The following is a 22,834-nucleotide window of genomic DNA, read 5'->3' as shown; positions in this document are numbered from 1 at the left end:
ACCATGGGGATGAGCGACGTCATCGCCGCCGCGCGCGCCATCGGCGCGGCCACGGAGGCCCAGGCCCTGTCGGTGGACCCGCACGTGGTCGACGCGATGCTGAAGAAGCTGACCGAGATGCAGGACGAACTCGCCAAGATCAGGCAGCGGGCGTCGATCCTCACCACGGCCACTCCTCTCGGAGGCGGATACGCGGAAGCCGTCGGCGCCGTGAACAAACAGGTCGGCACCCAGGCCGCAGGCGAGGTGATACCGGATCTCGTGAAAGCGATCGACGATCTCAAAGCGGAATTGAAGAAGAGCCGATCCTCGTACCAGAACGTCGATGGCGGCCAATCATCCACGTTCAAGAACCTCTGATGGAAATGACGAATCAGCCATGAACCGCACTTTCGTGACGCTCCTGGTCGCCGCCACGACCCTCGCGCTGTTCGGAGGGGGCTGCTCCGTAGAACAGACGGGAAATGCTCGATCCGAGGCGACGACGGAGACCTCCGGTCCACCGAGCAGCGCCTCGGGGGCGGGGGCGTCGGTCTTGGCCGACGTCAAGCCCTGCGATCTCCTGTCCCCCGGGGAAGCCGCGCAACTCAGCCTCCCCACGCCGGGAGAGGCCCGCAAGACCGCGGGCGGGCAGAGCTGCGAGTGGATCGACGCGAACGGCGGGGTCACGGCCAACGTCCTCCCCGCCAGGAGCGTCGAGGACCTCGACTACGCGGGGGCCAAGGCCACCTCGATCAAGATCGGGAAGTACGAGTCCTCGAAGGTCGAGGCACCCAACGGGGCCCTGGACCTCTGCCACGTGGTGATCTCCGTCGCCGACTCGGCCAGCGTGCAGGTCGTCGGCGGCGTCAAGCCGTCCTCCACCGACACCGCGGCGGCCTGCGAGCGGGCCACCAAGGCCGCTGAGCTGATCGCCCCCAAGCTGCCCTGAATCTCCGACCCTCCTGAAGTGGGGATGCACCATGGCCCGTACCAAGCCCGTCGTTCCGGAGCCGACGGCGAACTACCCGGCACAGGAGCACGTCGAGCTGAAGCGGCAGGTCGAGGAGAAGTTCAACGCCACCACCGCCGCTGAGATCGCGGACGGGTGGAGGGACGTCGGGCGGCAGTTGACCGAGCTGGCGGTGGACTTCAGCATCATCGTCAACGGGTCGCGGGGCGGGTGGACCGGTGCGGCGGCCGAGAGGGCTCGGAGCGCGCTGGCGAAGGTCGGGTCGTTCAGCGACGCGACCGGGGAGCACTTCACGTCCACCGGGAACGCGTTGCAGCAGCAGACGAACGCCGCCGACGAGGCGAAGACGCGGATGCCTCCCCCGGTGCCGTACGACCCGGAGAAGATGTTCGCCGACGCGCTGGCGAGCGGGAGCATCCTCCAGGTCGGTGCGCTGGCGTTCACGGTGCCGGTGCAGCGGGCGAAGTCCGAGGCCGCCAAGGACGAGGCCGTGGCGGTCATGCGGTCGCGGGACGACGCGTTGCGCTTCGCCACGGCGTCCATGCCCGAGTTCGCCGAGGTGCCGTCGGTCATCCGGGAACGGGGGGTCGTGGATCCCACGACGACGACCTCGTCGGTGAACACCCGCACGATCGACACCAGCGGCGGGGTGGGAACGACCGGTGTCAGCGGGAACGCGGACACCGGAACCACGGGCAGCGGGATCGGCGGCAGTGGGATCAAGGACGGCGGGATCAGATACGGCGGGATCAAGGGCGGTGGGGTCGGTGACGGGACCACCGGCGCTTCCTGGGCGGGCCCGCCCACCCCCACGCCACCTCCCCCGTCCACGCCGCCGCGGCAGAACGGCCAGCCCGCGCACTTCCCCGGTCCACAGCCACCGGTCGCTCGCGATCCCCGCACCGGACGCCCGCTGCTGCCCGGCGGATCCGGCGCGGGCGGAGGCAGGACGGGCAACGCGGGCCGTCCAGGCACGTCCGGTCGGGCCCCCACGACGGGATTCGGGCCGACCGGCAGCGGCTTCGGCCCCCCTGGCGCCGCCGCGCCGCGAAGCACCACGGGACGCGGGCGGGGCACGGCGGCAGCGGCCGGTGGCGGCGCGAGCGGTGGTGCCGCGGCCGGTGGCGGCGCGGGCGGTGCCAGGGGTGAGGGCGGCGAGGACCTGGAGCACCAGGCGAAGTACCTCGTCCCCACCGACGAGCACTTCGGCGACAACCGGATGGTCTCCCCTCCGGTGATCGGCGGATGAGCGGGATCGCCACGCTGTCGCTGCCCGCGTTCGAGGTGCTGTGGGAGGACCTGCGGTTCGGTGGTCTGCCGCACCCGCTGGAGATCCCCCAGTACGGCGACACGCTCGACGAGCGCGCCCGCATCCGGGCGGCGGTGCACACGGACCTGGAGCACCGCGGGCTGGTGCGGCGCGGGCGGCCCGAGCCGGACCTGGAGGACGCGCTGCGGCTGCTGGCCAAACCGGACCTGCGGGTGGTGGCGATGGGGATGCCGAACGTCGAGGAACCGGTGCTGCTGCGGGCTTGCCTGGTGGCACGCGGCGACTACGCCGTCCTCGTCGTCCAGCACGAGCTGTCCGTGTCGCTGACCCCGGTGCCGGACGACGCGCTCGCGGCCGCGGTCGTGGGTGTGCTGCCGCCGCGCCGCCGCGGTCCCGGCAAACCGGTGGCGGTGCCGGTGGCGGCGGTGGACCGGCCGGAGCGCGACGGGGTCGGGCGGGCCGTGGTGTCCGAACCGATGGTGGGGACCGGCCACTTCGCGATCGGCGACGAGGTCGTCACCTGGTTCGACACCCGCGCCGGGCGCTACGTGGCCGTGCCCGCGGGCGACGGCTGGCTGACGGTGGCACCCGCCGACAACCAGGACGTGGCCCGGCACCTCGGCCGCGCGCTGGCCGAGGCGGGCCGCCGTCCTGGCGCCAGGTAGGGGGCCACCGTCAGCGACCCGTGCTCAGGTGGGCGGGTCTGCGCACACCGCGGTGCGCGCCGGTGGTGCGGAGCAGCCAGGCGAACGCGCACAGCAGCACGACGGACAGCAGCACGCCGACGCTCACCAGTGGTCCGCTGCCCAGCAGGCCGCCCGCCACCAGCGGGACGACGCCGAACACCAGCAGCAGCGCGGCGAACGCGGGCACGGCGCGCTGACCGGTCCGCGGCTCCCGAGCCCGGTTGCGCCTCTTCAGCGCCACGGCGAAGTCGTCCAGCTCCGAGTCGCACGTGTCGAGCGCCAGGATGCGGTCGGCGATCCCCTCCACGATGACGACCCCGCCGGGACCGAGCATCCGGCGGACCTCGACCGCCCTGGTGGCGAGCGCGTAGCCGAGGTAGTGGCGCAGCATCGTCGTGCCCTCGGCGGACCACGCCTTCTCCACGAGGCGTTCCAGCTCCGCCACCGCGCGGGTGGCACCGTCCTCCTCACCGATCGCCGGGAAGAGGGCGCGGGCTTGCTCCAAAAGGCGACAATCCTTCTGGGGTTCTACGCAGCGCAACCATTCGAGCTGCGCGTTGAGCCATAATCGGAATTCGGACCACTCGTCCGGATTATTGACAGACATCGAACTCCTCACCGAATAGACGGCGAGCAATTCTGCCAGAAAAATGGGAAATACGCACTCCCGCGACAGTCGAACGGGTGAAAGCGCGCCACCGCGCGGACTATTCCACCGCAGCCCTCCCACCAGCGCGAACGGTGGTCCGCTAGACCTTTCGAGCAGTCGCGAATCGGGGTCGGCCCGCCAGGTCGCGGTGGTCGGCCACGTCGGTGAGGACCCTCCGCGCGCTCAGCAGCGCGGGCACGGATTCGCCGTGGCTGTCGTCGTGCTCGATCGCCACCACACCGTCCGAGCGCAGCAGGCGGGCGGTCAGCGCCACCACCGAGCGGATCACGTCGAGCCCGTCGGCCCCGCTGAAGACGGCGGCGTGCGGGTCGTGGTCGGCCACCTCCGGCTGCACGGGGGTGCCCTCCGGGACGTACGGCGGGTTGCACAGCACCAGGTCGACGGTCCCCTCCAGGTCCACCAGGACGCCGGGGGCGGTCACGTCGCCTGCGTGCAGGCGGATCGGCGTGTCACCCGCCAGCACGCGGGCGTCCGAGTTGTGGCGCGCCCAGGCGAGGGCGTCCACGTCCTTCTCGACGGCGTGCACGGTGGCGTCCGGCCGGGCGTTGGCGGTGGCCAGGGCGAGCACGCCGGAACCGGTGCACAGGTCGACCACCACCGGCCGGTCGACACCCCTGACCTGCCGCAGGGCCCAGTCCAGCAGGAACTCGGTCTCGGGTCGGGGGATGAAGACGCCGGGGCCGACGTCGACCGTGATCGCGCCCATCGGCGACCAGCCGAGGATGTGCTGGAGCGGCACGCGCTCGGCGCGCCTGCGCACCAGCTTGTGCAGGGTTTCCAGCACCTGCTGGTCGACCATGGGGATGAGGGGCAGCCGGGACCGCTCGACCCCGAGCACGTGGGCGGCGAGGTACTCGGCGTCGACGCGCGGACTGTCCACACCAGCCGCCGTCAGCATGCGCTCCGCCTCGACGAGGGCGAGGCGGATGGGCTGTCGGTTCATGCGCGGATGGTAGTCGTGGTGCCGGGTCGCAGCGCCCGGCACCACACGTCCGTGAACTCAGAAGTTGATCATGTGCCCGGCCAGGCCGTGCACCGCTTCCTTGACGGCTTCGCCCAGCGTGGGGTGCGCGTGGACGTTGCGGGCGACCTCGTGGACGGTCAGGTCCCACTGCTGGGCCAGCGTCAGCTCCGGCAGCAGCTCCGTCGCCTCCGGGCCGATGATGTGGGCGCCCAGCAGCTCACCGTGCGTGCCGTCGCTGATCAGCTTCACGAACCCGCCGGGCTCGTTGAGGCCGTGCGCCTTGCCGTTGGCGGTGAACGGGAACTTCGCCACCTGGACGTCGTAGCCCTTCTCCCGCGCCTGCGCCTCGGTGTAGCCGAAGCTCGCGATCTGCGGCTGGCAGAACGTGGCGCGCGGGATCATCACGTAGTCGAGTTCCATCGTCTCGGCGTCGCCGATGGTCTCGGCGGCGACGATGCCCATGGACTCGGCCGCGTGCGCGAGCATCAGCTTCGCCGTCACGTCGCCGATGGCGAAGATGTGCGGCACGTTGGTGCGGCAGCGGCCGTCGATGGCGATGGCACCGCGGTCGGTCAGCTCCACGCCGGTCTTCTCCAGGCCGTAGCCCTCGACGCGCGGCTGGAAACCGATGGCCTGCATGACCTTGTCGGCCTCCAGGACCTCTTCCTCGCCGTCCTTGGTGACGGTGACGCGCACCTTCGGGCCGGACTCGTCGATCGACTCGACGCGGGTGCCGGTGCGGACCTCGACACCGAGCTTGCGGTACCGCTTGGCCAGCTCGGTGGAGACCTCGACGTCCTCCAGGGGCACCATCCGGTCGAGGAACTCGACGATGGTGACCTTCACGCCGTAGTTGTGCATCACGTAGGCGAACTCGACGCCGATAGCGCCGGCGCCGGCGATGATGATGCTCTCGGGCAGCTCCTCGCTGAGGATCTGCTCCTCGTAGGTCACCACGCGGTCGCTCTTGGCGGTGCCGGGCAGCATCCGGGTCGTCGCGCCCGCCGCGATGATCGCGTGGTCGAACGTCACCGTCTCGCCGTTGACGACGATCGTGTGGTCGTCGGTGAACTCGCCGCGCCCCTGGTACTCCGTGATGCCGTTCTTCTTCATCAGGAAGTGCACGCCCTTGACGCGCCCGTCGGCGACCTTGCGGCTGCGCTGGAACGCCACGCCGTAGTCGAAGCTGATCGTGCCGTCGACCTTCATGCCGAACGCCTTCGCCTCGTGGTTGACGATGTGCGCCAGCTCGGCGTTGCGCAGCAGGGCCTTCGAGGGGATGCAGCCGACGTTGAGGCACACACCGCCCCAGTACTTCTCCTCGATGATCGCGGTCTTCAACCCGAGCTGGGCCGACCGGATCGCGGCGACGTACCCTCCAGGGCCCGCACCGAGGACCACGACGTCAAAGTGTGCGCTCATGCCACCACACTAGGTGCCCAACTGCTCCGAGAAGAACTGGAGCGACCGACGCCACGCATCCGCTCGGGCGGCCGCCGTCGCGGGCGGTGCGCCACCCATCTCGAACACCACGTCCGGGCCGGGGACGAGCACGTCCGTCGTCGGCCGGTAGGGCGGTCCGGCGATCAGGTGCCCCGCGTCCGGGTAGACCACGTGCTCGTACGGGAAGGGGTGGTCGTGCTCGTCCAGCCGCTGCTTGGCGATCTCGCTGAGCGCGGTGGACGGCCAGCTCCGGTCGTCGCCCGCCGACAGCAGCAGCACGCCGCCGAGGATGCGCTCGACCGGGATGACCGTCTCCTCGGGAACGCCGTCGGTCAGGTCGAACGCCCGCGCCAGGCTCGTCGGCACGTCGTCCACCACGTCGGCGCGCAGACCGTCCGGAACGGAGCAGGGCAGGTAGGGAAGGGCCTCGCCCTTGAGCGTCCACGACGCCGCCTCGTGCTGGAGGACCTGGAGCAGGTTGCGACCGGGGCCGATGCCCTGGGTCACGACCCCGCTGCCGACCACGCTGACCACGGCCCGGACCTCGGGGAACGTCGCGCCCACCAGCAGCGCCGCCTCGCCGCCGCGGGAGCCGCCCAGCACCCCGATCTCACCCGCGCGGGCGGACAGGTAGGCCACGGCCCTGCCGAAGTACTCCAGCGGCACGTCGACCAGGTGGTCCGGCACGCCAGGCGCACCGAAGTAGGCCAGCGCCAGCGCGGTGAACCCGTGGCCCGCGAGGAGCGCCGCGTCGAGTTCGCGCAGGCCGCCCTCGGAGCCGCCGAGCACGATCACGCCGGGGTAGGTGTCCCCGTCGTCCGGCTCGAACAGCACGCCCGACAGCCCGTCGGAGTCCACCACCGTCCGGCGAACGCCCTCGGGCACGGTCAGGCGCTGGAGTTCGACCTTGCCGACGCCGTCGACCTCCAGCAGCGTCGGACCGGGCTCGCCCGCGACCCGCCGGAGCGACCAGAACAGGCCCATCGGGTCCACACCGGAGTAGTCGCCCTCCAGCGGGGCGTGCCGGGTGAGGTCGACCACACCGCGCTCGTCCGCCGCGAACACCGCGGACGACGAGCGGTCACCCGTGGTCAGCGTGATGGTCGCGCGGGAATCGGGGGGCAGGCCGACCACGAGCACGTCGACCGGGCTGTCCAGAGGCGCTTCCTGGGGATTGACCAAGATCTCGGCCATCTCGCGCCTCCTCGACAGTCACGTACCAGCGAGCCGCTCCGCCCGGTCGGCCGCCGCGAGCGCGTCGAGAACCGCGTCGAGGTCACCGTCGAGCACCTGGTCCAGGTTATGTGCTTTGTACCCAACCCGGTGGTCGGAGATGCGGCTTTCCGGGAAGTTGTACGTCCTCACCCGTTCGGACCTGTCCACCGTGCGGATCTGGTTCTTGCGGGCGTTGGACGCGTCCTGCTGCGCCTGCTCCTCGGCCAGCGCGACCAGGCGGGACTGGAGGACGACCATGGCGCGCGCCTTGTTCTGGAGCTGGCTGCGCTCGTTCTGGCACGACACGACGATGCCGGTGGGCAGGTGCGTGATGCGGACCGCGGAGTCGGTCGTGTTGACCGACTGCCCGCCCTTGCCGGACGAGCGGAACACGTCCACCCGCAGGTCCTTCTCGTCGATCTCGACCTCGACGTCCTCGGTCTCCGGGAACACCAGGACACCGGCGGCCGACGTGTGGATGCGCCCCTGCGACTCCGTCACGGGCACCCGCTGCACGCGGTGCACACCACCCTCGAACTTCAACCGCGACCAGACCCCGTCCGGGGTGTCGACCTTGCTCTTGATCGCGACCGTCACGTCCTTGAACCCACCCAGGTCCGAGTCGGTGCCGTCGAGCACCTCGGCCTTCCAGCCGTGGCGCTCGGCGTACCGCAGGTACATCCGGAGCAGGTCGCCCGCGAACAGCGCGGACTCCTCGCCCCCTTCGCCGGACTTGATCTCCATGACCACGTCCGACGAGTCGTGCGGGTCGCGCGGCAGCAGCAGCTCGGTGAGCCTCGCCTCCAACTGCGGGATCTTGACCTTCAGCTCCTCGGCCTCAGCCGCGAACGCCTCGTCCTCGGCCAGCTCCGACGCCGCTTCCAGGTCCTCACGGGCCTGCTCAAGATCCCGAACAGCCCTCACGATCGGCCCCAGCTCGGCGTACCGCTTCCCCAGCCTGCGCGCGCCCGCCTGGTCGGCGTGCACGGCCGGGTCGGCCAACTGCCGCTCCAGATCGGCGTGCTCGGCGAGCAGGTCCTCGAGCGGCTGGGGCTGGTTCACGACGACTCCCGTGGCTTCGTTGCACTTTCTGAACAGACGAAAACGGCGCCCGACCCGAGCCGCGTGGGCTCGGGCAGGACGCCGTGAACGAAGCTACTTGGCGCGCTTGCCGTAACGGGCCTCGAAGCGCGCGACCCGACCACCGGTGTCGAGGATCTTCTGCTTGCCGGTGTAGAACGGGTGGCAGTTCGAGCAGACCTCGACGTGGATGGACCCGGAGGTCTTCGTGCTGTGCGTGGTGAACGCGTTCCCACAGCTACAGGTCACATCGGTGGAGATGTACTGCGGGTGGATACCAGTCTTCAACGTCTTGTCCCTTTCACGTGTGGCCGCCGGGTCCCCAGGATTGGGGTGAACCGGAGCCGGACCCGACTAGAGAGTCTGCCAGATCGCCTGACGAAGACGAAAACGCCGGCACACGTTCGATTGTTCCCGAACACGACACGTGACCCGGACCACTGGTACACGTCCGTTCGCCGCTGCCCAACGCCCGTTCAGCGCAAGCCGTGGCCGTTCGACTGCTCAACGCAGCACGTCAGCGCCTCAACACGCACAATTGCGCGGTGCTTTGTGCCGCCGGACGCCCGCTGAGCCTCACGACGTGGCTGGCGGTCCCGTACCTGTTCAGCACCGCCGTACTGGGCCTCACCGGCCTGGCAGGCGTCCTGCTCGGCCACACCTCGGGCGAGTTCACCACCCTCTCGACCCCCGTCTTCGGAGCGGCGACAGCGGTAGCGGCAGCAGCGGGCTCCTCGGTCACCTGGCAGAACAGGTGGCAACAGCGCTGGCTCAGATGGCTGTACCCGGGGTCCGTACTAGCAGTGGGCGTCGCCGCGGACGGCGTACGCCTACCAACACCACTGGCGCTGGGCCTGGGCGTCCCCACCATCGCCCTGCTGGTGCACTGGTACCTGCGAGAACGCAGCCGCAGCAAGGCCCTGGCAGCAGAGGGCACCCACACCCACACCGGCTGCTAGACCACACCCCCAGCCCTCACCGCCCGCTCGGAACCATCTGACCAGCAGTTTCCGGTCTCCAGCTCACCGCGACCCCGAGCGCTTCCGGCCCCCATGCCCAAACCCGACCCCCAGAGCCCCGACAAAAAGCGCTCATCGTGGCTCGTGACACTCGCGCACCGGGGTTACCCACCCACAAAAAACCAGGGCCGCCCCCGCACGGGAACGGCCCTGGCCACAACAGTCACACTCAGACGCCCTCGTTACCAGGGGTCGTCTTGGCCACCTGCATCAGGAACTCGATGTTGGTGCGGCTCTTCCGCAGCCGGTCCATCAGCAGCTCAATGGCCTGCTGGCTGTCCAACGCGTGCAGCACCCGGCGCAACTTGTGCATGACCGCCAACTCGTCCGGCGACAGCAGCAGGTCTTCCTTGCGGGTACCGGACGGGTCGACGTCCACGGCCGGGAAGATCCGCTTGTCGGCGATCTTCCGGTCCAGCTTGAGCTCCGCGTTGCCGGTGCCCTTGAACTCCTCGAAGATCACGCTGTCACCGGCGGAGCCGGTCTCCACCAGCGCCGTCGCGATGACGGTCAGCGACCCGCCACCCTCGATGTTCCGCGCCGCGCCCAGGAACCGCTTCGGCGGGTACAGGGCCGTCGAGTCGACACCACCGGACAGGATGCGACCGGAAGCGGGCGCGGCCAGGTTGTAGGCACGGCCCAACCGGGTGATCGAGTCGAGCAGCACGACCACGTCGTGGCCCATCTCCACGAGCCGCTTGGCCCGCTCGATGGCCAGCTCGGAGATCGTCGTGTGGTCCGACGGCGGCCGGTCGAAGGTGGAGGCGATGACCTCACCCTTCACCGAGCGCTGCATGTCGGTGACCTCTTCCGGACGCTCGTCCACCAGGACGACCATCAGGTGGCACTCGGGGTTGTTGGTGGTGATCGCGTTGGCGATCGCCTGCAACACCGACGTCTTGCCCGCCTTGGGCGGCGAGACGATCAGCGCGCGCTGCCCCTTGCCGATCGGCATCACCAGGTCGATGACGCGCGTGGTGAGGATGTGCGGCTCGGTTTCGAGGCGCAGTCGCTCGTTCGGGTACAGCGGCGTGAGCTTGGTGAAGTCGTCCCGGTTCTTCAGCTGGTCCGGGTCCAAGCCGTTGATCTTGTCCACCCGCACCAGCGGGTTGAACTTCTGCCGCTGCTGCTCGCCGTCGCGCGGCTGCCGGACGGCACCGATCAGCGCGTCACCGCGACGCAGCCCGTACTTGCGGACCAGCGACAACGACACGTAGACGTCGTTCGGGCCCGCGAGGTACCCGGACGTGCGCACGAACGCGTAGTTCTCCAGCACGTCGAGGATGCCCGCGACGGGGAGCAGCACGTCGTCGTCGCGGACCTCGGTGTCGGGTGCGCCGGGGGCGCCGCCCTCGACCCGCCCGCCACGGCGGCGGCGGTCGCGGAAGCGACGGCCGCGACGACCGCCCTCCTCGTCGTCGTCCTCCACCACGGTGTTCGACCGGTCGTTCTGCCGGTTGTCGCCCCGGTTGTCGTTCTGCCGGTCGCCCCGGTCCTGGCGGTTGCGGCCCTGACCGCGGTCACCGCGGTCGTTCCGGTCACCGCGCTCGGAGCGGTCGCCCCGGTCCTGCCGGTTGCCGCGCTCGGAGCGGTCGCCCCGGTCGGGACGCTCGCCCCGGTCAGGGCGTTCGCCGCGGTCCGGGCGTTCGCCCTGGTTGCGGTCGCGCTGCGGCTGGTCGCGCTGAGGCTGGTCCTGCTGCGGACGCTCGACGGCGGGCGCCTCGGCGGGGGCGGCCACGGTGTTCTCCGGGCTGCCCGCGGCGCGACCGGAGGACCGGCGACGCCGGTTGTTGCGACGGCCGCCCTCCTCCTCACCGGTGGTGGCGGGTGCCTCGGCGACCTCGAGCTGCTGCTGCACCGGCTTCTCCACCGGGGCCTGCACGGGCTTCTCGACGACCGGAGCGGCCACGGGCGCCTCGGCGACCTTCGCGGCGGGCTTCTCAGCCTTGGCGGGCGGGGTCGAGGTGCTGGCCCGACCGGAGGTACCGCCCTGCTTTTCCTTGATCGCCGCGATGAGGTCGCCCTTGCGCAGACCCGCGGTGCCGTTGATGCCGAGTTGGCCCGCGAGCTCACGAAGCTCCGCGAGCACCATGCCGGACAGACCAGCCCGCTTGCGCGGGGCGCTGCCGTTGGAAGGGGTGGACAGGGCGTTCTCCTCGGCTCCAGTACTGGCAGCGGCGTCGGGAGCAGCGTCGCTGCTCAACAAATCGGTGTTGCTCACACAAGTCCTTCCTGACCGGACCCCGCCTCCTACGCGGCCCAGCGGACCTGCCGTCCGACGGAATGCGGAACAGCAGTTCGTCCGATGAAGACGGATTCGACGCGGCGATTGCGCACTTGCGACGACGTCCGTCGGCACGGGACTTCTCGGTCACACGGCGATCGGGTGCCTTTCAGCCTCGACCCCGCCCTTGCGGCACAGGGTCCCTGGCTGGCTGGAATGCGACCCGGAACGACTGTCCGGGCACGGCACCGGCGCCCGTGCGCGCGGTGACTGATCGCCTCCGAGGGTAGACGCAGGCCGGTGCGGGTGCAACAACCGGGTACCCCCGCGTGGCGCCGTCAGCCAAGTGGACGAACGCGCACGCCGGTCGTGTCCACGGCCGATCGCCGCACGTCGAAGCCGGTGACGTCGACGCCGACGGGGAGTTCGCCGTCCTTCGGGAGCGCCAGCACCGTCGGACCGGCCCCCGACACCGCCGCGGCCACTCCGGAAGCCCGAAGTTCCCGGACGACCCGGATCGTCCCCGGCCACGCGGGTTCCCGGTACGGCTGGTGGAGCCGATCGTCCATGGCGGCGAGCAGCAGCGAGGGATCGCAGGTCAGGGCGTGCACGGCCAGCGCGGAACGGCCTGCCGCGAACGCCGCGTCGGCGTGCGGGACCACGGCGGGCAGCAGCCCCCTCGTGGTCTTGGTCGACGACTCCTCCTCGGGCACCAGCACGACCGGCCGGAGGTCGGTGTGCGGGTCCAGCCGGACCGCCCGGTACCGGTCGCCCTCGGACCACGCGATCACGACGCCGCCGAACATGCTGGCAGCGGCGTTGTCGGCGTGCCCCTCGAACTCGGAGGCGAGTTGCAACGCGGCCGTGTCCAACTCGCGACCGGCGAGGCCGTAGGCGGCCGCGACACCCGCCACGACCGCGGCGGCCGACGAGCCGAGTCCACGCGAATGGGGGATCGTGTTGCGGCAGTCGAACTCCAGGCCGGGCGGGCTGGAGCCGAGCAGCTCGCAGGCCGCGCGGAAGGCCCGCACGACCAGGTGGGTCTCGTCGGTGGGCACGTTCTCGCCACCCTCGCCGGACACGCGCACGGCGAGGCCGGAGGCCACGACCCGGACGTCCACCTCGTCGTGGACGGCCAGCGCCATGCCGAGCGCGTCGAAGCCCGAGCCCAGGTTGGCGGTCGAGCCGGGCACGGTGACCCGGACGGCCGAGGTCACGCGAGTTCCAGCGCGGACGCGACCGCGCCGGGGTCGACCGGCACCGGCTCGACCGCGGCCATGCCGAGCAGGGCGGTGTCCGGGTCCTTCAGGCCGTGGCCGGTGACCGTGCACACCACGACGGAGCCCCTGGGGAGCCTGCCGTCGGCGGCGGTCGCGAGCAGGCCCGCGATGCTGGCGGCGGACGCGGGCTCGACGAAGATGCCCTCGCGCGCGGCGAGCAGCCGGTAGGCCTCCAGGATCTGCTCGTCCGTGACCGCCGCGATCAGGCCGTTCGACTCGTCGCGGGCCGTGACGGCCCCGGTCCACGAGGCCGGGCTGCCGACGCGGATCGCCGTGGCGATGGTCTCCGGGTTCTTCACCGGCTCGCCCAGCACGAGCGGCGCGGACCCGGCGGCCTGGAAGCCGTACATCCTCGGCGTCGACGTCGTGACGCCGTCCTTGGCGTAGTCCTGGTAGCCGCGCCAGTACGCGGTGATGTTGCCCGCGTTGCCGACCGGGAGGCAGTGGAAGTCGGGGGCCCGGCCGAGCACGTCGCAGATCTCCCACGCGGCGGTCTTCTGGCCGATCAGCCGCACCGGGTTGACCGAGTTGACCAGCGTCACCGGGTACTCGGCCGCGGTCTTGCTCGCCAGTTCGAGGCAGTCGTCGAAGTTGCCGTCGATCTGGAGGATCTTCGCGCCGTGCATGACGGCCTGGGCCATCTTGCCGAGCGCGATCTTGCCGCTGGGCACGAGCACGGCAGCGGTCAGACCGGCCTTCGCGGCGTACGCGGCGGCCGAGGCCGACGTGTTGCCCGTGGAGGCGCAGATGACCGCCTTGATGCCGCTGGCCAGCGCGTACGTCATGGCCACGGTCATGCCGCGGTCCTTGAACGAGCCGGTCGGGTTCGCGCCCTCGACCTTGACGAGCACGCGGCTGCCGGTCAGCTCGGAGAGGTGCTCCGCCTCGACCAGCGGGGTGCCGCCCTCGTGCAGGGTGACGACCCGTGCGCCGTCCGGCAGGTCGATGCGGTCGCGATAGGCGTTGATGATGCCCGGCCAGCCGGGTCGCACGCCTGCCTGGATCGTCACTGTTCTTCGCCCTCCACGCGCATCACGCTGACCACGTCCCTCACCACCGGGAGACCACCGACCTTGTCCACAGTGGACCGGAGTGCCGCGTCGGACGCGGCGTGGGTGACGATCACCAGGCTGGCGTCGTCGACCCTGCCCTCCTGCCGCACGGCGGCGATGCTCACGTCGTGCTCGGCGAACACGGCCGCGACCTGGGCGAGGACGCCCGCGCGGTCGGCCACGTCGAGGCTGATGTGGTAGCGCGTCGGCGTCTGGCCGATCGACCGCACCGGCAGGCCCGCGTAGGCGGACTCGCGGGGGCCGCGACCGCCGACGACCCGGTTGCGGGCCACCGCGACGAGGTCGCCGAGCACCGCGCTGGCCGTCGGGGCACCGCCCGCGCCCTGGCCGTAGAACATCATCTCGCCCGCCGCGTCGGCCTCGACGAACACCGCGTTGAACGCGCCGTTCACGCCCGCGAGCGGATGGCCGCGCGGGATCATCGCCGGGTGCACGCGGGCGGCGACCGACTCGGTCGTGGTGCCGTCCTCGGCGACCTCCGTGACCCGCTCGCAGATGGCGAGCAGCTTCACCGTGCGGCCGAGGCCCTTGGCGGCGGCGATGTCGGACGCGCTGACCGCCGAGATGCCCTCGCGGTGCACGTCGGCGGCCGTGACCCTGGTGTGGAACGCGAGCGAGGCGAGGATCGCGGCCTTGGACGCCGCGTCGAAGCCGTCCACGTCCGCGGTCGGGTCGGCCTCGGCGTAGCCGAGCCGCGAGGCCTCCTCCAGGGTTTCGGAGTAGCTCGCGCCGGTCGCGTCCATGCCGGAGAGGATGAAGTTCGTGGTGCCGTTGACGATGCCCATCACGCGGGTGATCCGGTCACCGGCCAGCGACTCCCGCAGCGGGCGCAGCAGCGGGATCGCGCCCGCGACGGCGGCCTCGAAGTAGAGGTCGGCGCCGGAGGAGTCGGCCGCCTCGAACAGCTCGCCGGAGTGCTCGGCCAGCAGCGCCTTGTTCGCCGTCACGACCGACTTGCCGGAGCGCAGGGCGTCCAGCAGCAGCGTGCGGGCGGGCTCGATGCCGCCGATGACCTCGACGACGAGGTCGACGTCCGACGCCACCAGTGCGGCGGCGTCGGTCGTGAGCAGGTGCGCGGGCACCTCGCGGTGCTTGTTGGGCTTGCGCACGGCGATCCCGGTCAGCTCGACCGGGGCGCCGATCCGCGCGGTCAGGTCGACGGCCTGGTCGGTCAGCAGCCGGACGATCTCAGTGCCGACCGTGCCGCAACCCAGCAGTGCAACCCTGATCGGTTTACCTTCCGGCACCTTCAACCTCCAAGCGGAACAGGTCGTCCTCGGTCTCCCGGCGCAGGAGCAGGCGCGCCTCGCCGTCGGTCACCGCGGCGAGCGCGGGCCGCGGCAGCCGGTTGTAGCCGCTGGCCATGGAGTAGCAGTAGGCGCCGGTGGCGGCGACCGCGAGCAGGTCGCCCGGCGCGAGGTCCTCGGGCAGCCAGCAGTCGCGCACGACGACGTCGCCCGCCTCGCAGTGCTTGCCGACGACGCGGCACAGCACGGCCTTCGTGTCCGGGTCGACGGCGCGCGACACCAGGCGGCAGTCGTACACCGCGTCGTAGAGCGCGGTGCGGATGTTGTCGCTCATCCCGCCGTCGACGCTGACGTAGCGGCGGCTCTGGCCCGCGTCCAGCTCGACGTCCTTGATCGTGCCGACCTCGTACACGGTGACCGTGCCCGGTCCGACGATCGCGCGACCGGGTTCGACCGCGATCAGCGGCATCGGCAGACCCGCGTGCTCGGTCTCCTTCCGCACGATGTTGTGCAGCTGGCGGGCCAGTTCGGCGGGCGGCGGCGGGTCGTCGTCCGGCGTGTACGCGATGCCGAGACCGCCACCGAGGTCCACGGTGGTCAGGTCCTGGAGCTTCTCGGCGCCGTGCTCGACGTGCAGGTCGGCCAGCAGGCCGATCACCCGGCGGGCGGCGATCTCGAAGCCGCTGGCGTCGAAGATCTGCGAGCCGATGTGGCTGTGCAGGCCGATCAGCCGCAGGCCACCGGCCTTGAGCACGCGGCGCGCGGCCTCGGCGACGTCACCGGACGACAGCGAGAAGCCGAACTTCTGGTCCTCGTGCGCGGTGGCGATGAACTCGTGCGTGTGCGCCTCGACACCGACCGTCACCCGGATCATCACCGGCTGCACGACCCCGCGGTCGCGCGCGATCTGGTCGAGCCTCGCGATCTCGAAGAACGAGTCGACCACGACCGCGCCCACGCCCGCCTCGACGGCGGCGACCAGCTCGGCGACCGACTTGTTGTTCCCGTGCAGCGCGATCCGCTCGGCCGGGAAGTCCGCCCGCAGCGCGATGGCCAGCTCGCCGCCGCTGCACACGTCGATGCTCAGGCCCTCCTCGGCGACCCAGCGGGCCACCGAGACGCTGAGGAACGCCTTGGAGGCGTAGTGCACCAGCGTGGGGTCGCCGAACGCGCTGGCGTGCTCGGCGCAGCGGGCCCGGAAGTCCGCCTCGTCCATCACGAACAGCGGCGTGCCGTACTCCTGGGCGAGGTCGCGGACGTCGACGCCCGCGAAGCGGACGACGCCGTCCTCCCCGCGTTCGGCGTTGCGCGGCCACACCTGGGGGTGCAGGAGCGCGATGTCGTCCGAAGTGGACGGCCTGGACCCGGCGGTGTTGCCGGGGGTCATGACGTCGGCGTGCCGGGGACCGGCGGGGTGCGCGCGCATCACATGCGCTCCAGCGCCGTGACGCCGAGCAGGCCGAGGCCGTTGGTGAAGACCTGACGAGCGGCCAGCACGAGCTGGAGCCTGGCCTGGTGCACGGGGGTGATCTCCTCATCGCCTCGGGGCAGCACCCGCAGGTCGGGCGTGTCGTAGAACCGGTGGGTCACGCCCGCCAACTCCTCCAGGTAGCGGGCCACGCGGTGCGGCTCGCGCAGTTCGGCCGCCGCCGCCACGACGCGCGGGAACTCCCCGAGCGTGCGGACCAGGTCGCCCTCGCGGTCGTGCGTGAGCAGCTCGAAGCGGTCGTTCGGCTCCAGGCCGAGGTCGGCGGCGTTGCGGCGCACCGACGCGATCCGCGCGTAGGCGTACCGGACGTAGTGCACCGGGTTGTCGTTGCTGTTGCGGCGCAGCAGGTCGAGGTCGATGTCCAGCACGGAGTCGACCGACGACCGGACCATCGCGTACCGGGCGGCGTCCACGCCGACCGCCTCCACCAGGTCCTCCATGGTGATCACGGTGCCCGCGCGCTTGCTCATCCGCACCGGCTTGCCCTCGCTGACGAGGTTCACCATCTGGCCGATCAGCACCTCGACCACGGCCGGGTCGTCGCCGAGCGCCGCCGCGGCGGCCTTCAGGCGCCCGATGTAGCCGTGGTGGTCCGCGCCGAGCATGTAGATGCACAGGTCGAAGCCGCGCGAGCGCTTGTCCTGGAGGTAGGCGATGTCGCCCGCGATGTAGGCGGGGTCGCCGTCGCTCTTGATGACGACCCGGTCCTTGTCGTCGCCGAACTCGCTGGACCGCAGCCACCAGGCGCCGTCGGAGAAGTAGAGCGCCCCGGACTCCTTGAGCGCCTCGACGACCTTGTCGACCGCGCCGGAGCGGTGCAGCGAGTCCTCGTGGAAGAACACGTCGAAGTCGGTGCCGAAGTCGTGGAGGGCCTGCTTGATCTCGGCGAACATCAGGCCGACGCCGATCCGGCGGAACACCTCGGCGCCGTCCTCGGCCGACAGGGCGCTGGGCTCCTGCTTGATCACCTCGGCGGCGATGTCGGTGATGTAGCCGCCCGCGTACCCGTCCTCGGGGGCGGGCTCGCCCTTGGCGGCCGCGATCAGCGACGACACGAACCGGTCGATCTGCGCGCCCGCGTCGTTGAAGTAGTACTCGCGGGTCACGTCGCCGCCCCGCGCGGACAGCACCCGGCCGAGCGCGTCGCCGACCGCGGCCCAGCGGGCCCCGCCGAGGTGGATCGGCCCGGTCGGGTTCGCCGAGACGAACTCCAGGTTGATCTTGGTCTTGGCCAGCTCGTCACCGGTGCCGAACGCGTCACCGCCGGTCAGGACCTCGCGCAGGATCGCGCCCTGCGCGTCCGCGGCGAGGCGCAGGTTCAGGAATCCGGGTCCGGCGACCTCGACGGAGGCTATGGCGTCCGTCCCGGTCAACGCCTCGGCGAGCCATCCGGCCAGGTCACGGGAGCCGACACCGAGTTTCTTGCCGATCTGGAGCGCCAGGTTCGTGGCGTAGTCGCCGTGGTCGGGGTTGCGGGGTCGCTCGATGGTCACCGCGGGCGGCAGTGCGGCGGTGTCCAGGCCACGGCCGGACAGCACGTCCACAGCCGTCGCGCGGACCAGTTCAGCGAGCGCAGCGGGAGTCACCCGCAGAAGTCTAGGGAAGCGTTCGCGCTGGTCTCGACCGGGTTGACCCGTCCCGGAGGGTGGGATGGACGGGGTCCGCACCGACAGGTGGCAACTGTTGACGAACACCCTGCGCCACCGAGGGTTGACGGTGATCAGACACGGTGTCCCTACACTAACCGGCGGCAGTCCTCCGGCGTCGTGCACGGATGACATGAGATCTGAGGCGGACATGGTCAGCGGCAAGAAGACTAAGGCCAACCGCGGGAGCGTGCAGGCGGCACGCGCGTCCGTGGTGGCGAGCAAGCCCAAGCCCTGGGGCACCATCGTCGCGGTCATCGCGGTGGTCGGTCTCGCGGTCGGTGTGTTCGGGTACGCGTACTCGAAGATCGACGCGCAGAACGCCAAGGCGGAAGCACTCGCGGCGTGGACTCCCTCCGACACGAACAAGGACCCGTCGGACAAGATCGCGGGCGTCGTGAAGAAGGAGTACGAGGCGAGCAAGCACGTCGCGTCGACCCAGCGCGTCGCCTACGACCAGAGCCCGCCGTTCGGCGGCCCCCACGACAACGTCTGGGCCGACTGCATGGGCACCGTCTACGCGACGGGCGTCCGGACCGAGAACATGGTCCACGGCCTCGAACACGGCGCCGTGTGGATCGCCTACAACCCGGACAAGGTCACCGGCGAGGCCCTCGACAAGCTGAAGAACCGCGTCACCGGCCAGCCGTACACCCAGATGTCGCCGTACCCCGGCCTCGACAAGCCCATCTCCCTCCAGTCGTGGGGCCACCAGCTCAAGCTCGACAGCGCCGACGACGAGCGCATCGACCAGTTCATCCAGTCCCTGCGCCGCAACCCGAACACCTATCCCGAGGTCGGCGCGGCCTGCGACTCGACCAGCTTCCCGGTCGACAGCCCCCCGCCGTTCGTCGCGGAGGCACCCGGCCCCGACGCCGTCCCGATGACCGGTGGCACCGCCGCCGAGGGCGAGGGCAACCCGGCCGACCCCGCCGCGACCGGCGCGACCGACCCGGCCGCGACCGGAGCGGCCGACCCGTCGGCCAGCGCGCCGGCGGGCGCACCGAGCACCACACCGAGCAGCTGATCCCGTGATGGCCGACACCGAGCAGGACGCGGGCGCGACCGAGCACGTCCAGGACGACCGTCCGAGCGGCGGTCCCACCCTGGCGAGGACAGTGGTCATCACCGCTGCCGTGCTCGCCGTGCTCCTGCTCGGTGCGGCCATCGGGCTGCTCATCAAGCTGCCGGGTTCGTCCGACGCCTCGGTCCCCGCGCGGGACTCGGTGGACGTGGGCTTCGCGACCGACATGGCCGCGCACCACCTCCAGGGCGTGCAGATGGCCAACATCGCGCGCGACCGGACGACGACCGTCGAGATCAAGCAACTCGCCTTCGACATCTCCAGCACGCAGTTGGAGCAGATCGGCCGGATGAAGGGCTGGCTGTTCCTCTGGGGCATGCCCGAGCAGTCCGCGGACGGCACCCACATGAAGTGGATGGAGTCCTCGTCCGAGCACGCGCACTCGACGGCGGCGGCGGGGTCGGGGTCGGGGTCGGGAGCCACGGGGATGCCAGGGATGGCTTCGTCCGAGGATCTGGTGAAGTTGCGTTCGTTGAGTGGCGTTGAGTTCGACACCTACTTCCTGCAACTCATGTTGCGGCACCACGTCGGCGGGGCGCCCATGGCGGAGTACGCGGCTGATCATGCTGGGCAGAGTGTTGTTCGGGTGTTGGCGGACAACATGTTGAAGTCGCAGAACAGTGAAGTCGAGTACATGAAGCAGTTGCTGACGCAGCGCGGGGCTGTGCCGCTGCCGCAGAACTGATTGTTGAGTTGCTTCGTCATGGGCAGGATTGTTTGAGCTGGTCGGGTGTTCGGCTGATTTGACTTGGGGACTCCTTATTTGAGCCTTTGATCGGGCCAAAAGGGCAGCCACAAAAGCCTGCCCGATCACTAATTTCAAGGCTCAAATCCCCAAGCAAAACCGGCCGCGCCGTGTTGCGCACATGGCCACAGGCAGTCAATCGACCCACATGCTCGCTTGCCACCCGTGCAGCCTTTCCTTTCCTCGGTTCGGTTTGGCTTGGCTTGGCTTGGCTTGGCTTGTCCCGGCCTGCCAGTTCAGCCGACTGATCCGACGGATCACGCCGATCCTGCGCTGGCGACCGAAGGACTTCGGCCTCGACCTGCTCGTTACCGCGTTGCTGGTGGACGGCACGCTCATCCCGATCGGCCACCGGCTCGGGCGCCCGGAGCTGCGCTCGGGGCGGCGGCACCGGTCCGGGATGACCGTGCAGGTCGCGGCCGACCTGGCCGGTCGGGTGATCACCGCTTCCTGCCCGGTGTCGGGCAGGAACTGCGACCTCGAAGCGTTCCGCGCCTGGGCCTGCCCGACCGACTGGACACCCGCGACACCGTCGCGGACAAGGGCCACCAGGGTACGAGCATGATCACCCCGACCAAAGAGCCCAAGAACCGCGAACCCGACTCGCCGCGAACCGAGTGCTGTCCGGAATCAGATCCGCAATCGAACGCGCCATCACCCACCTGAAGAACTGGAAGATCCTCGGCACCGGCTACCGCGGCCGACTCGCCGAGCTCCCGGCCTTGGTCCGCACGATCATCCGGTTGGAGCGGTTCCGAACCTTCTGATGGACGAATCTGCGCATAACGCTCTCAGGGGATCTGCCCCTTGCCCTGATTGATCGGGCAGGTCATCACCACCTGCTCCTTGGCCCGATCACAGGGCCAAATCCAGGATCTCCAAGTCAAATCAACCGCGCCCGAGGGAACCGCTCTTCACCCAACCATCGCCCCGCTCCCTCCAGCCACCCACATGGGCACAGGTCTCCCCGCCGCCAACGCCTCCGCCCGAACCACCTGTATTCGGTACGGCGTCAACCGCAACGCCGCGAACCCCACCGACCCTGGCCCGTCCGGCCACAGCACTGCCGGGTCGTACCCCTTGGCCAGCGCCTCCCACGCCTCCGCCAACTCCCCCTCCGGCACCCACGACGCCTCACAATCCAGGAACGCCGCGTCGTGGTCCGGCGACCAGTAAGCGCACGTCAAAGCTGGTCGCGCGGCCAGGTGCGCCACCTTCACCGGCGTCCGACGCGTCCCCACGACGCCGGTCATCGCGGCGAAGTCCCACACCGGGTGCATCACCCGCGAGCGCGGTCGCCCCGAACGATCCGTCGTGCTCACCACGCTCCACACGATGCGCTCGACGATCTCCGCCAGGTCGCCGACCAGCTCCGCCCGCTCCACCCGGTACGTCTCCACCATCACCACTCCTCAACCAGGGTTGTGCAACTGCGGTTGAGCATTCCATGATTTCGGCGTGGACGCCACTCCTTTGCGTGAAGACCTGACGCTCCTGCTCACCGCCCTCACCGCGTGGACCCAGGACGAGGTGGTGCGGCACCTGGACTCCGAGGGGTTCGGTGATCTGCGGGTCTCGCACGGGTACGTGTTCCAGCACCTCCAGGCGGGTCCGGTGACGGTGCGGGAGCTGGCCGAGGCGATGGGGGTGACGGCGCAGGCCGCGTCGAAGTCGACCGGTGAGCTGGAGCGCATGGGGTACGTGACCCGGACTCAGGGCGCTGACCTGCGGGTGCGGATGATCGAGCTGACCAAGGCCGGTCGTGACGCCATCCTCGCGGGACGGCTGGCGCGGGCCGGGGTGAACGCGGAGATGCGGCTGACGCTGGGTGAGGACGCGGAGGTGTTCGACAAGGCCCTGCGGACGTTGGCCGAGGCGACCGGGGCGCTGGAGGAGCTGGCGAAGCGGCGGCTGCGCCTGATCGGCTGATCGGACGGCGCTACCCACCGGTAGTACCGTCAGGAGTTCACCTTTCGGCTCCTGGGAGGTCAGCGATGACCGCAGTGGACCCCGAGAAAACCGGTAGCGACAAGAAGGTCGACGAACGGGCGGCGCGGCAGGTCGCCGAGCAGGCCCGTGAAACGGGATGGCGGCGTCCCAGCTTCGGCAAAGAGCTGTTCCTCGGCCACCTCCGGCTGGACCTGATCCACCCGCACCCGCGCGGGGACGCCGAGGGCAGACGGGCGGGCGAGGAGTTCCTCCAGCGGCTCGGGCACTTCTGCGAGAAGGAGCTCGACGTGCGGCTGATCGAGCGCGAGGCGCGGATACCCGATTCGGTGTACGCCGGGCTGAAGCGGCTCGGGGCGTTCGGGATGAAGATCAAGGCGGAGTACGGCGGGCTCGGGCTGTCGCAGGTCTACTACAACAAGGCCCTGATGCTGGTGGGGTCGGTGAGCCCGGCGATCGGGGCGCTGCTGTCGGCGCACCAGTCGATCGGCGTCCCCCAACCGCTCAAACTCGTGGGTACCGACGAGCAGAAGGCGACGTTTCTGCCCCGCCTCGCCGCCGGTGAGGTCTCGGCGTTCCTGCTGACCGAGCCCGAGGTCGGCTCGTACCCGGCGAACCTGCGGTCCACGGCCGTCCCCACCGACGACGGCGACTACCTGCTCGACGGCGTGAAGCTGTGGGCGACCAACGGCACGCTGGCCACCCTGCTCGTGGTGATGGCGAAGGTCCCGAAGAGCGAGGGCCACAAGGGCGGCATCACCGCGTTCGTGGTCGAGGGCGACGCCGAGGGCATCACCGTC

General features: G+C 70.5%; 23 protein-coding genes. 10 read left to right on the top strand and 13 right to left on the bottom strand.

Translation table 11 applies throughout. The features are described from left to right. The 4 genes from AC156L_RS02670 to AC156L_RS02655 form a co-directional block, all read left to right on the top strand. Window positions 1-360: hypothetical protein (locus tag AC156L_RS02670; protein WP_484406555.1), on the top strand; the 360-nt coding region annotated here is incomplete at its 5' end. Between the two features lie 19 nt (window positions 361-379). Continuing rightward, window positions 380-931, top strand: coding sequence for a DUF3558 family protein (locus tag AC156L_RS02665; RefSeq protein WP_330876014.1), 552 nt, complete (start codon window positions 380-382; stop codon window positions 929-931). 31 nt (window positions 932-962) lie between these two features. Continuing rightward, complete coding sequence (locus AC156L_RS02660; RefSeq protein WP_330876015.1) at window positions 963-2,201, top strand: hypothetical protein; 1,239 nt, start codon at window positions 963-965, stop codon at window positions 2,199-2,201. Further along, window positions 2,198-2,887 (top strand): ESX secretion-associated protein EspG, encoded by a 690-nt coding sequence (locus AC156L_RS02655; protein WP_330876016.1) that lies wholly within the window; start codon window positions 2,198-2,200, stop codon window positions 2,885-2,887. Before AC156L_RS02660 ends, AC156L_RS02655 begins: the two co-directional genes overlap by 4 nt. Window positions 2,888-2,897: 10 nt before the next feature. On the opposite strand, the gene AC156L_RS02650 is transcribed toward AC156L_RS02655, so the two are convergent. From AC156L_RS02650 to rpmE, 6 genes are all read right to left on the bottom strand, one after another. Continuing rightward, window positions 2,898-3,413, bottom strand: coding sequence for a hypothetical protein (locus tag AC156L_RS02650; RefSeq protein ID WP_330876017.1), 516 nt, complete (start codon window positions 3,411-3,413; stop codon window positions 2,898-2,900). 244 nt (window positions 3,414-3,657) lie between these two features. Next, the gene (prmC, locus tag AC156L_RS02645) at window positions 3,658-4,521 is read right to left on the bottom strand and encodes a peptide chain release factor N(5)-glutamine methyltransferase (protein ID WP_330876018.1); all 864 of its coding nucleotides are present in this window, start codon (window positions 4,519-4,521) and stop codon (window positions 3,658-3,660) included. A 57-nt stretch (window positions 4,522-4,578) separates the two neighbouring features. Next, entirely contained in the window at window positions 4,579-5,964 is a 1,386-nt protein-coding gene (lpdA, locus tag AC156L_RS02640; RefSeq protein ID WP_330876019.1) for a dihydrolipoyl dehydrogenase, read from the bottom strand. 9 nt (window positions 5,965-5,973) lie between these two features. Continuing rightward, a complete protein-coding gene (locus AC156L_RS02635; protein ID WP_330876020.1) occupies window positions 5,974-7,179 on the bottom strand; it encodes an acyl-CoA thioesterase/bile acid-CoA:amino acid N-acyltransferase family protein in 1,206 nt (401 codons plus the stop codon). An 18-nt stretch (window positions 7,180-7,197) separates the two neighbouring features. Further along, window positions 7,198-8,262 carry a peptide chain release factor 1 gene (gene prfA / locus AC156L_RS02630; protein ID WP_330876021.1) on the bottom strand — a complete coding sequence of 355 codons (1,065 nt, stop codon included), beginning with the start codon at window positions 8,260-8,262 and terminating at the stop codon, window positions 7,198-7,200. A 93-nt stretch (window positions 8,263-8,355) separates the two neighbouring features. Beyond that, a complete protein-coding gene (gene rpmE / locus AC156L_RS02625) occupies window positions 8,356-8,568 on the bottom strand; it encodes a 50S ribosomal protein L31 (protein ID WP_106195088.1) in 213 nt (70 codons plus the stop codon). 257 nt (window positions 8,569-8,825) lie between these two features. Here rpmE and AC156L_RS02620 point away from each other — a divergent pair, with 257 nt between their 5' ends. Further along, window positions 8,826-9,239: a hypothetical protein gene (locus AC156L_RS02620; RefSeq protein WP_330876022.1), complete on the top strand. Its 414-nt coding sequence runs from the start codon at window positions 8,826-8,828 to the stop codon at window positions 9,237-9,239. A gap of 229 nt (window positions 9,240-9,468) precedes the next feature. Here AC156L_RS02620 and rho read toward each other — a convergent pair whose 3' ends face one another. From rho to argS, 6 genes are all read right to left on the bottom strand, one after another. Further along, window positions 9,469-11,520, bottom strand: coding sequence for a transcription termination factor Rho (gene rho / locus AC156L_RS02615; protein WP_330876023.1), 2,052 nt, complete (start codon window positions 11,518-11,520; stop codon window positions 9,469-9,471). A 341-nt stretch (window positions 11,521-11,861) separates the two neighbouring features. Next, window positions 11,862-12,740 (bottom strand): homoserine kinase, encoded by an 879-nt coding sequence (thrB, locus tag AC156L_RS02610; protein ID WP_330876024.1) that lies wholly within the window; start codon window positions 12,738-12,740, stop codon window positions 11,862-11,864. Further along, window positions 12,737-13,813 carry a threonine synthase gene (gene thrC / locus AC156L_RS02605; protein WP_330876025.1) on the bottom strand — a complete coding sequence of 359 codons (1,077 nt, stop codon included), beginning with the start codon at window positions 13,811-13,813 and terminating at the stop codon, window positions 12,737-12,739. The genes thrB and thrC overlap by 4 nt, the downstream gene beginning before the upstream one ends. Further along, entirely contained in the window at window positions 13,810-15,123 is a 1,314-nt protein-coding gene (locus AC156L_RS02600) for a homoserine dehydrogenase (protein ID WP_414719878.1), read from the bottom strand. Before AC156L_RS02600 ends, thrC begins: the two co-directional genes overlap by 4 nt. Further along, window positions 15,110-16,549 (bottom strand): diaminopimelate decarboxylase, encoded by a 1,440-nt coding sequence (gene lysA / locus AC156L_RS02595; protein WP_330876027.1) that lies wholly within the window; start codon window positions 16,547-16,549, stop codon window positions 15,110-15,112. Before lysA ends, AC156L_RS02600 begins: the two co-directional genes overlap by 14 nt. After that, window positions 16,549-18,198: an arginine--tRNA ligase gene (gene argS / locus AC156L_RS02590; protein WP_330876028.1), complete on the bottom strand. Its 1,650-nt coding sequence runs from the start codon at window positions 18,196-18,198 to the stop codon at window positions 16,549-16,551. The genes lysA and argS overlap by 1 nt, the downstream gene beginning before the upstream one ends. Window positions 18,199-18,409: 211 nt before the next feature. Between argS and AC156L_RS02585 the strand changes: the two genes are divergently transcribed. The 3 genes from AC156L_RS02585 to AC156L_RS02575 all read left to right on the top strand — a co-directional run bounded on the left by AC156L_RS02585 (window position 18,410) and on the right by AC156L_RS02575 (window position 20,652). Further along, on the top strand, window positions 18,410-19,285 hold the full coding sequence (locus AC156L_RS02585) for a thioredoxin-like domain-containing protein (RefSeq protein ID WP_330876039.1): 876 nt from the start codon (window positions 18,410-18,412) through the stop codon (window positions 19,283-19,285). A 7-nt stretch (window positions 19,286-19,292) separates the two neighbouring features. Beyond that, window positions 19,293-20,027, top strand: a complete 735-nt coding sequence (locus AC156L_RS02580; protein ID WP_330876029.1) for a DUF305 domain-containing protein — start codon at window positions 19,293-19,295, stop codon at window positions 20,025-20,027. Window positions 20,028-20,295: 268 nt separating this feature from the next. Beyond that, complete coding sequence (locus AC156L_RS02575; RefSeq protein ID WP_330876030.1) at window positions 20,296-20,652, top strand: hypothetical protein; 357 nt, start codon at window positions 20,296-20,298, stop codon at window positions 20,650-20,652. Between the two features lie 349 nt (window positions 20,653-21,001). Here AC156L_RS02575 and AC156L_RS02570 read toward each other — a convergent pair whose 3' ends face one another. Then, on the bottom strand, window positions 21,002-21,490 hold the full coding sequence (locus AC156L_RS02570) for a pyridoxamine 5'-phosphate oxidase family protein (protein ID WP_330876031.1): 489 nt from the start codon (window positions 21,488-21,490) through the stop codon (window positions 21,002-21,004). A gap of 55 nt (window positions 21,491-21,545) precedes the next feature. On the opposite strand from AC156L_RS02570, the gene AC156L_RS02565 reads away from it, so the two are divergent. Both AC156L_RS02565 and AC156L_RS02560 read left to right on the top strand, forming a co-directional pair. Further along, complete coding sequence (locus AC156L_RS02565; protein WP_330876032.1) at window positions 21,546-22,016, top strand: MarR family winged helix-turn-helix transcriptional regulator; 471 nt, start codon at window positions 21,546-21,548, stop codon at window positions 22,014-22,016. 65 nt (window positions 22,017-22,081) lie between these two features. Beyond that, on the top strand, window positions 22,082-22,834 hold a 753-nt coding region (locus AC156L_RS02560), incomplete at its 3' end, for an acyl-CoA dehydrogenase family protein (RefSeq protein ID WP_484406550.1).

This window comes from Umezawaea sp. (assembly GCF_057122925.1).
Note: the sequence above shows the minus strand (reverse complement) of the source record. Positions and strands in the feature narration are given on the sequence as shown.

Bases quoted from the DNA above. Each gene is read 5' to 3' on its own strand.
- AC156L_RS02635 (WP_330876020.1), bottom strand. From the start codon at position 7,179: ATGGCCGAGATCTTGGTCAATCCCCAGGAAGCGCCTCTGGACAGCCCG.
- lysA (WP_330876027.1), bottom strand. From the start codon at position 16,549: ATGCGCGCGCACCCCGCCGGTCCCCGGCACGCCGACGTCATGACCCCC.
- AC156L_RS02660 (WP_330876015.1), top strand. From the start codon at position 963: ATGGCCCGTACCAAGCCCGTCGTTCCGGAGCCGACGGCGAACTACCCG.
- lpdA (WP_330876019.1), bottom strand. From the start codon at position 5,964: ATGAGCGCACACTTTGACGTCGTGGTCCTCGGTGCGGGCCCTGGAGGG.
- prmC (WP_330876018.1), bottom strand. From the start codon at position 4,521: ATGAACCGACAGCCCATCCGCCTCGCCCTCGTCGAGGCGGAGCGCATG.
- AC156L_RS02580 (WP_330876029.1), top strand. From the start codon at position 19,293: ATGGCCGACACCGAGCAGGACGCGGGCGCGACCGAGCACGTCCAGGAC.
- AC156L_RS02585 (WP_330876039.1), top strand. From the start codon at position 18,410: ATGGTCAGCGGCAAGAAGACTAAGGCCAACCGCGGGAGCGTGCAGGCG.
- AC156L_RS02570 (WP_330876031.1), bottom strand. From the start codon at position 21,490: ATGGTGGAGACGTACCGGGTGGAGCGGGCGGAGCTGGTCGGCGACCTG.
- AC156L_RS02655 (WP_330876016.1), top strand. From the start codon at position 2,198: ATGAGCGGGATCGCCACGCTGTCGCTGCCCGCGTTCGAGGTGCTGTGG.
- AC156L_RS02665 (WP_330876014.1), top strand. From the start codon at position 380: ATGAACCGCACTTTCGTGACGCTCCTGGTCGCCGCCACGACCCTCGCG.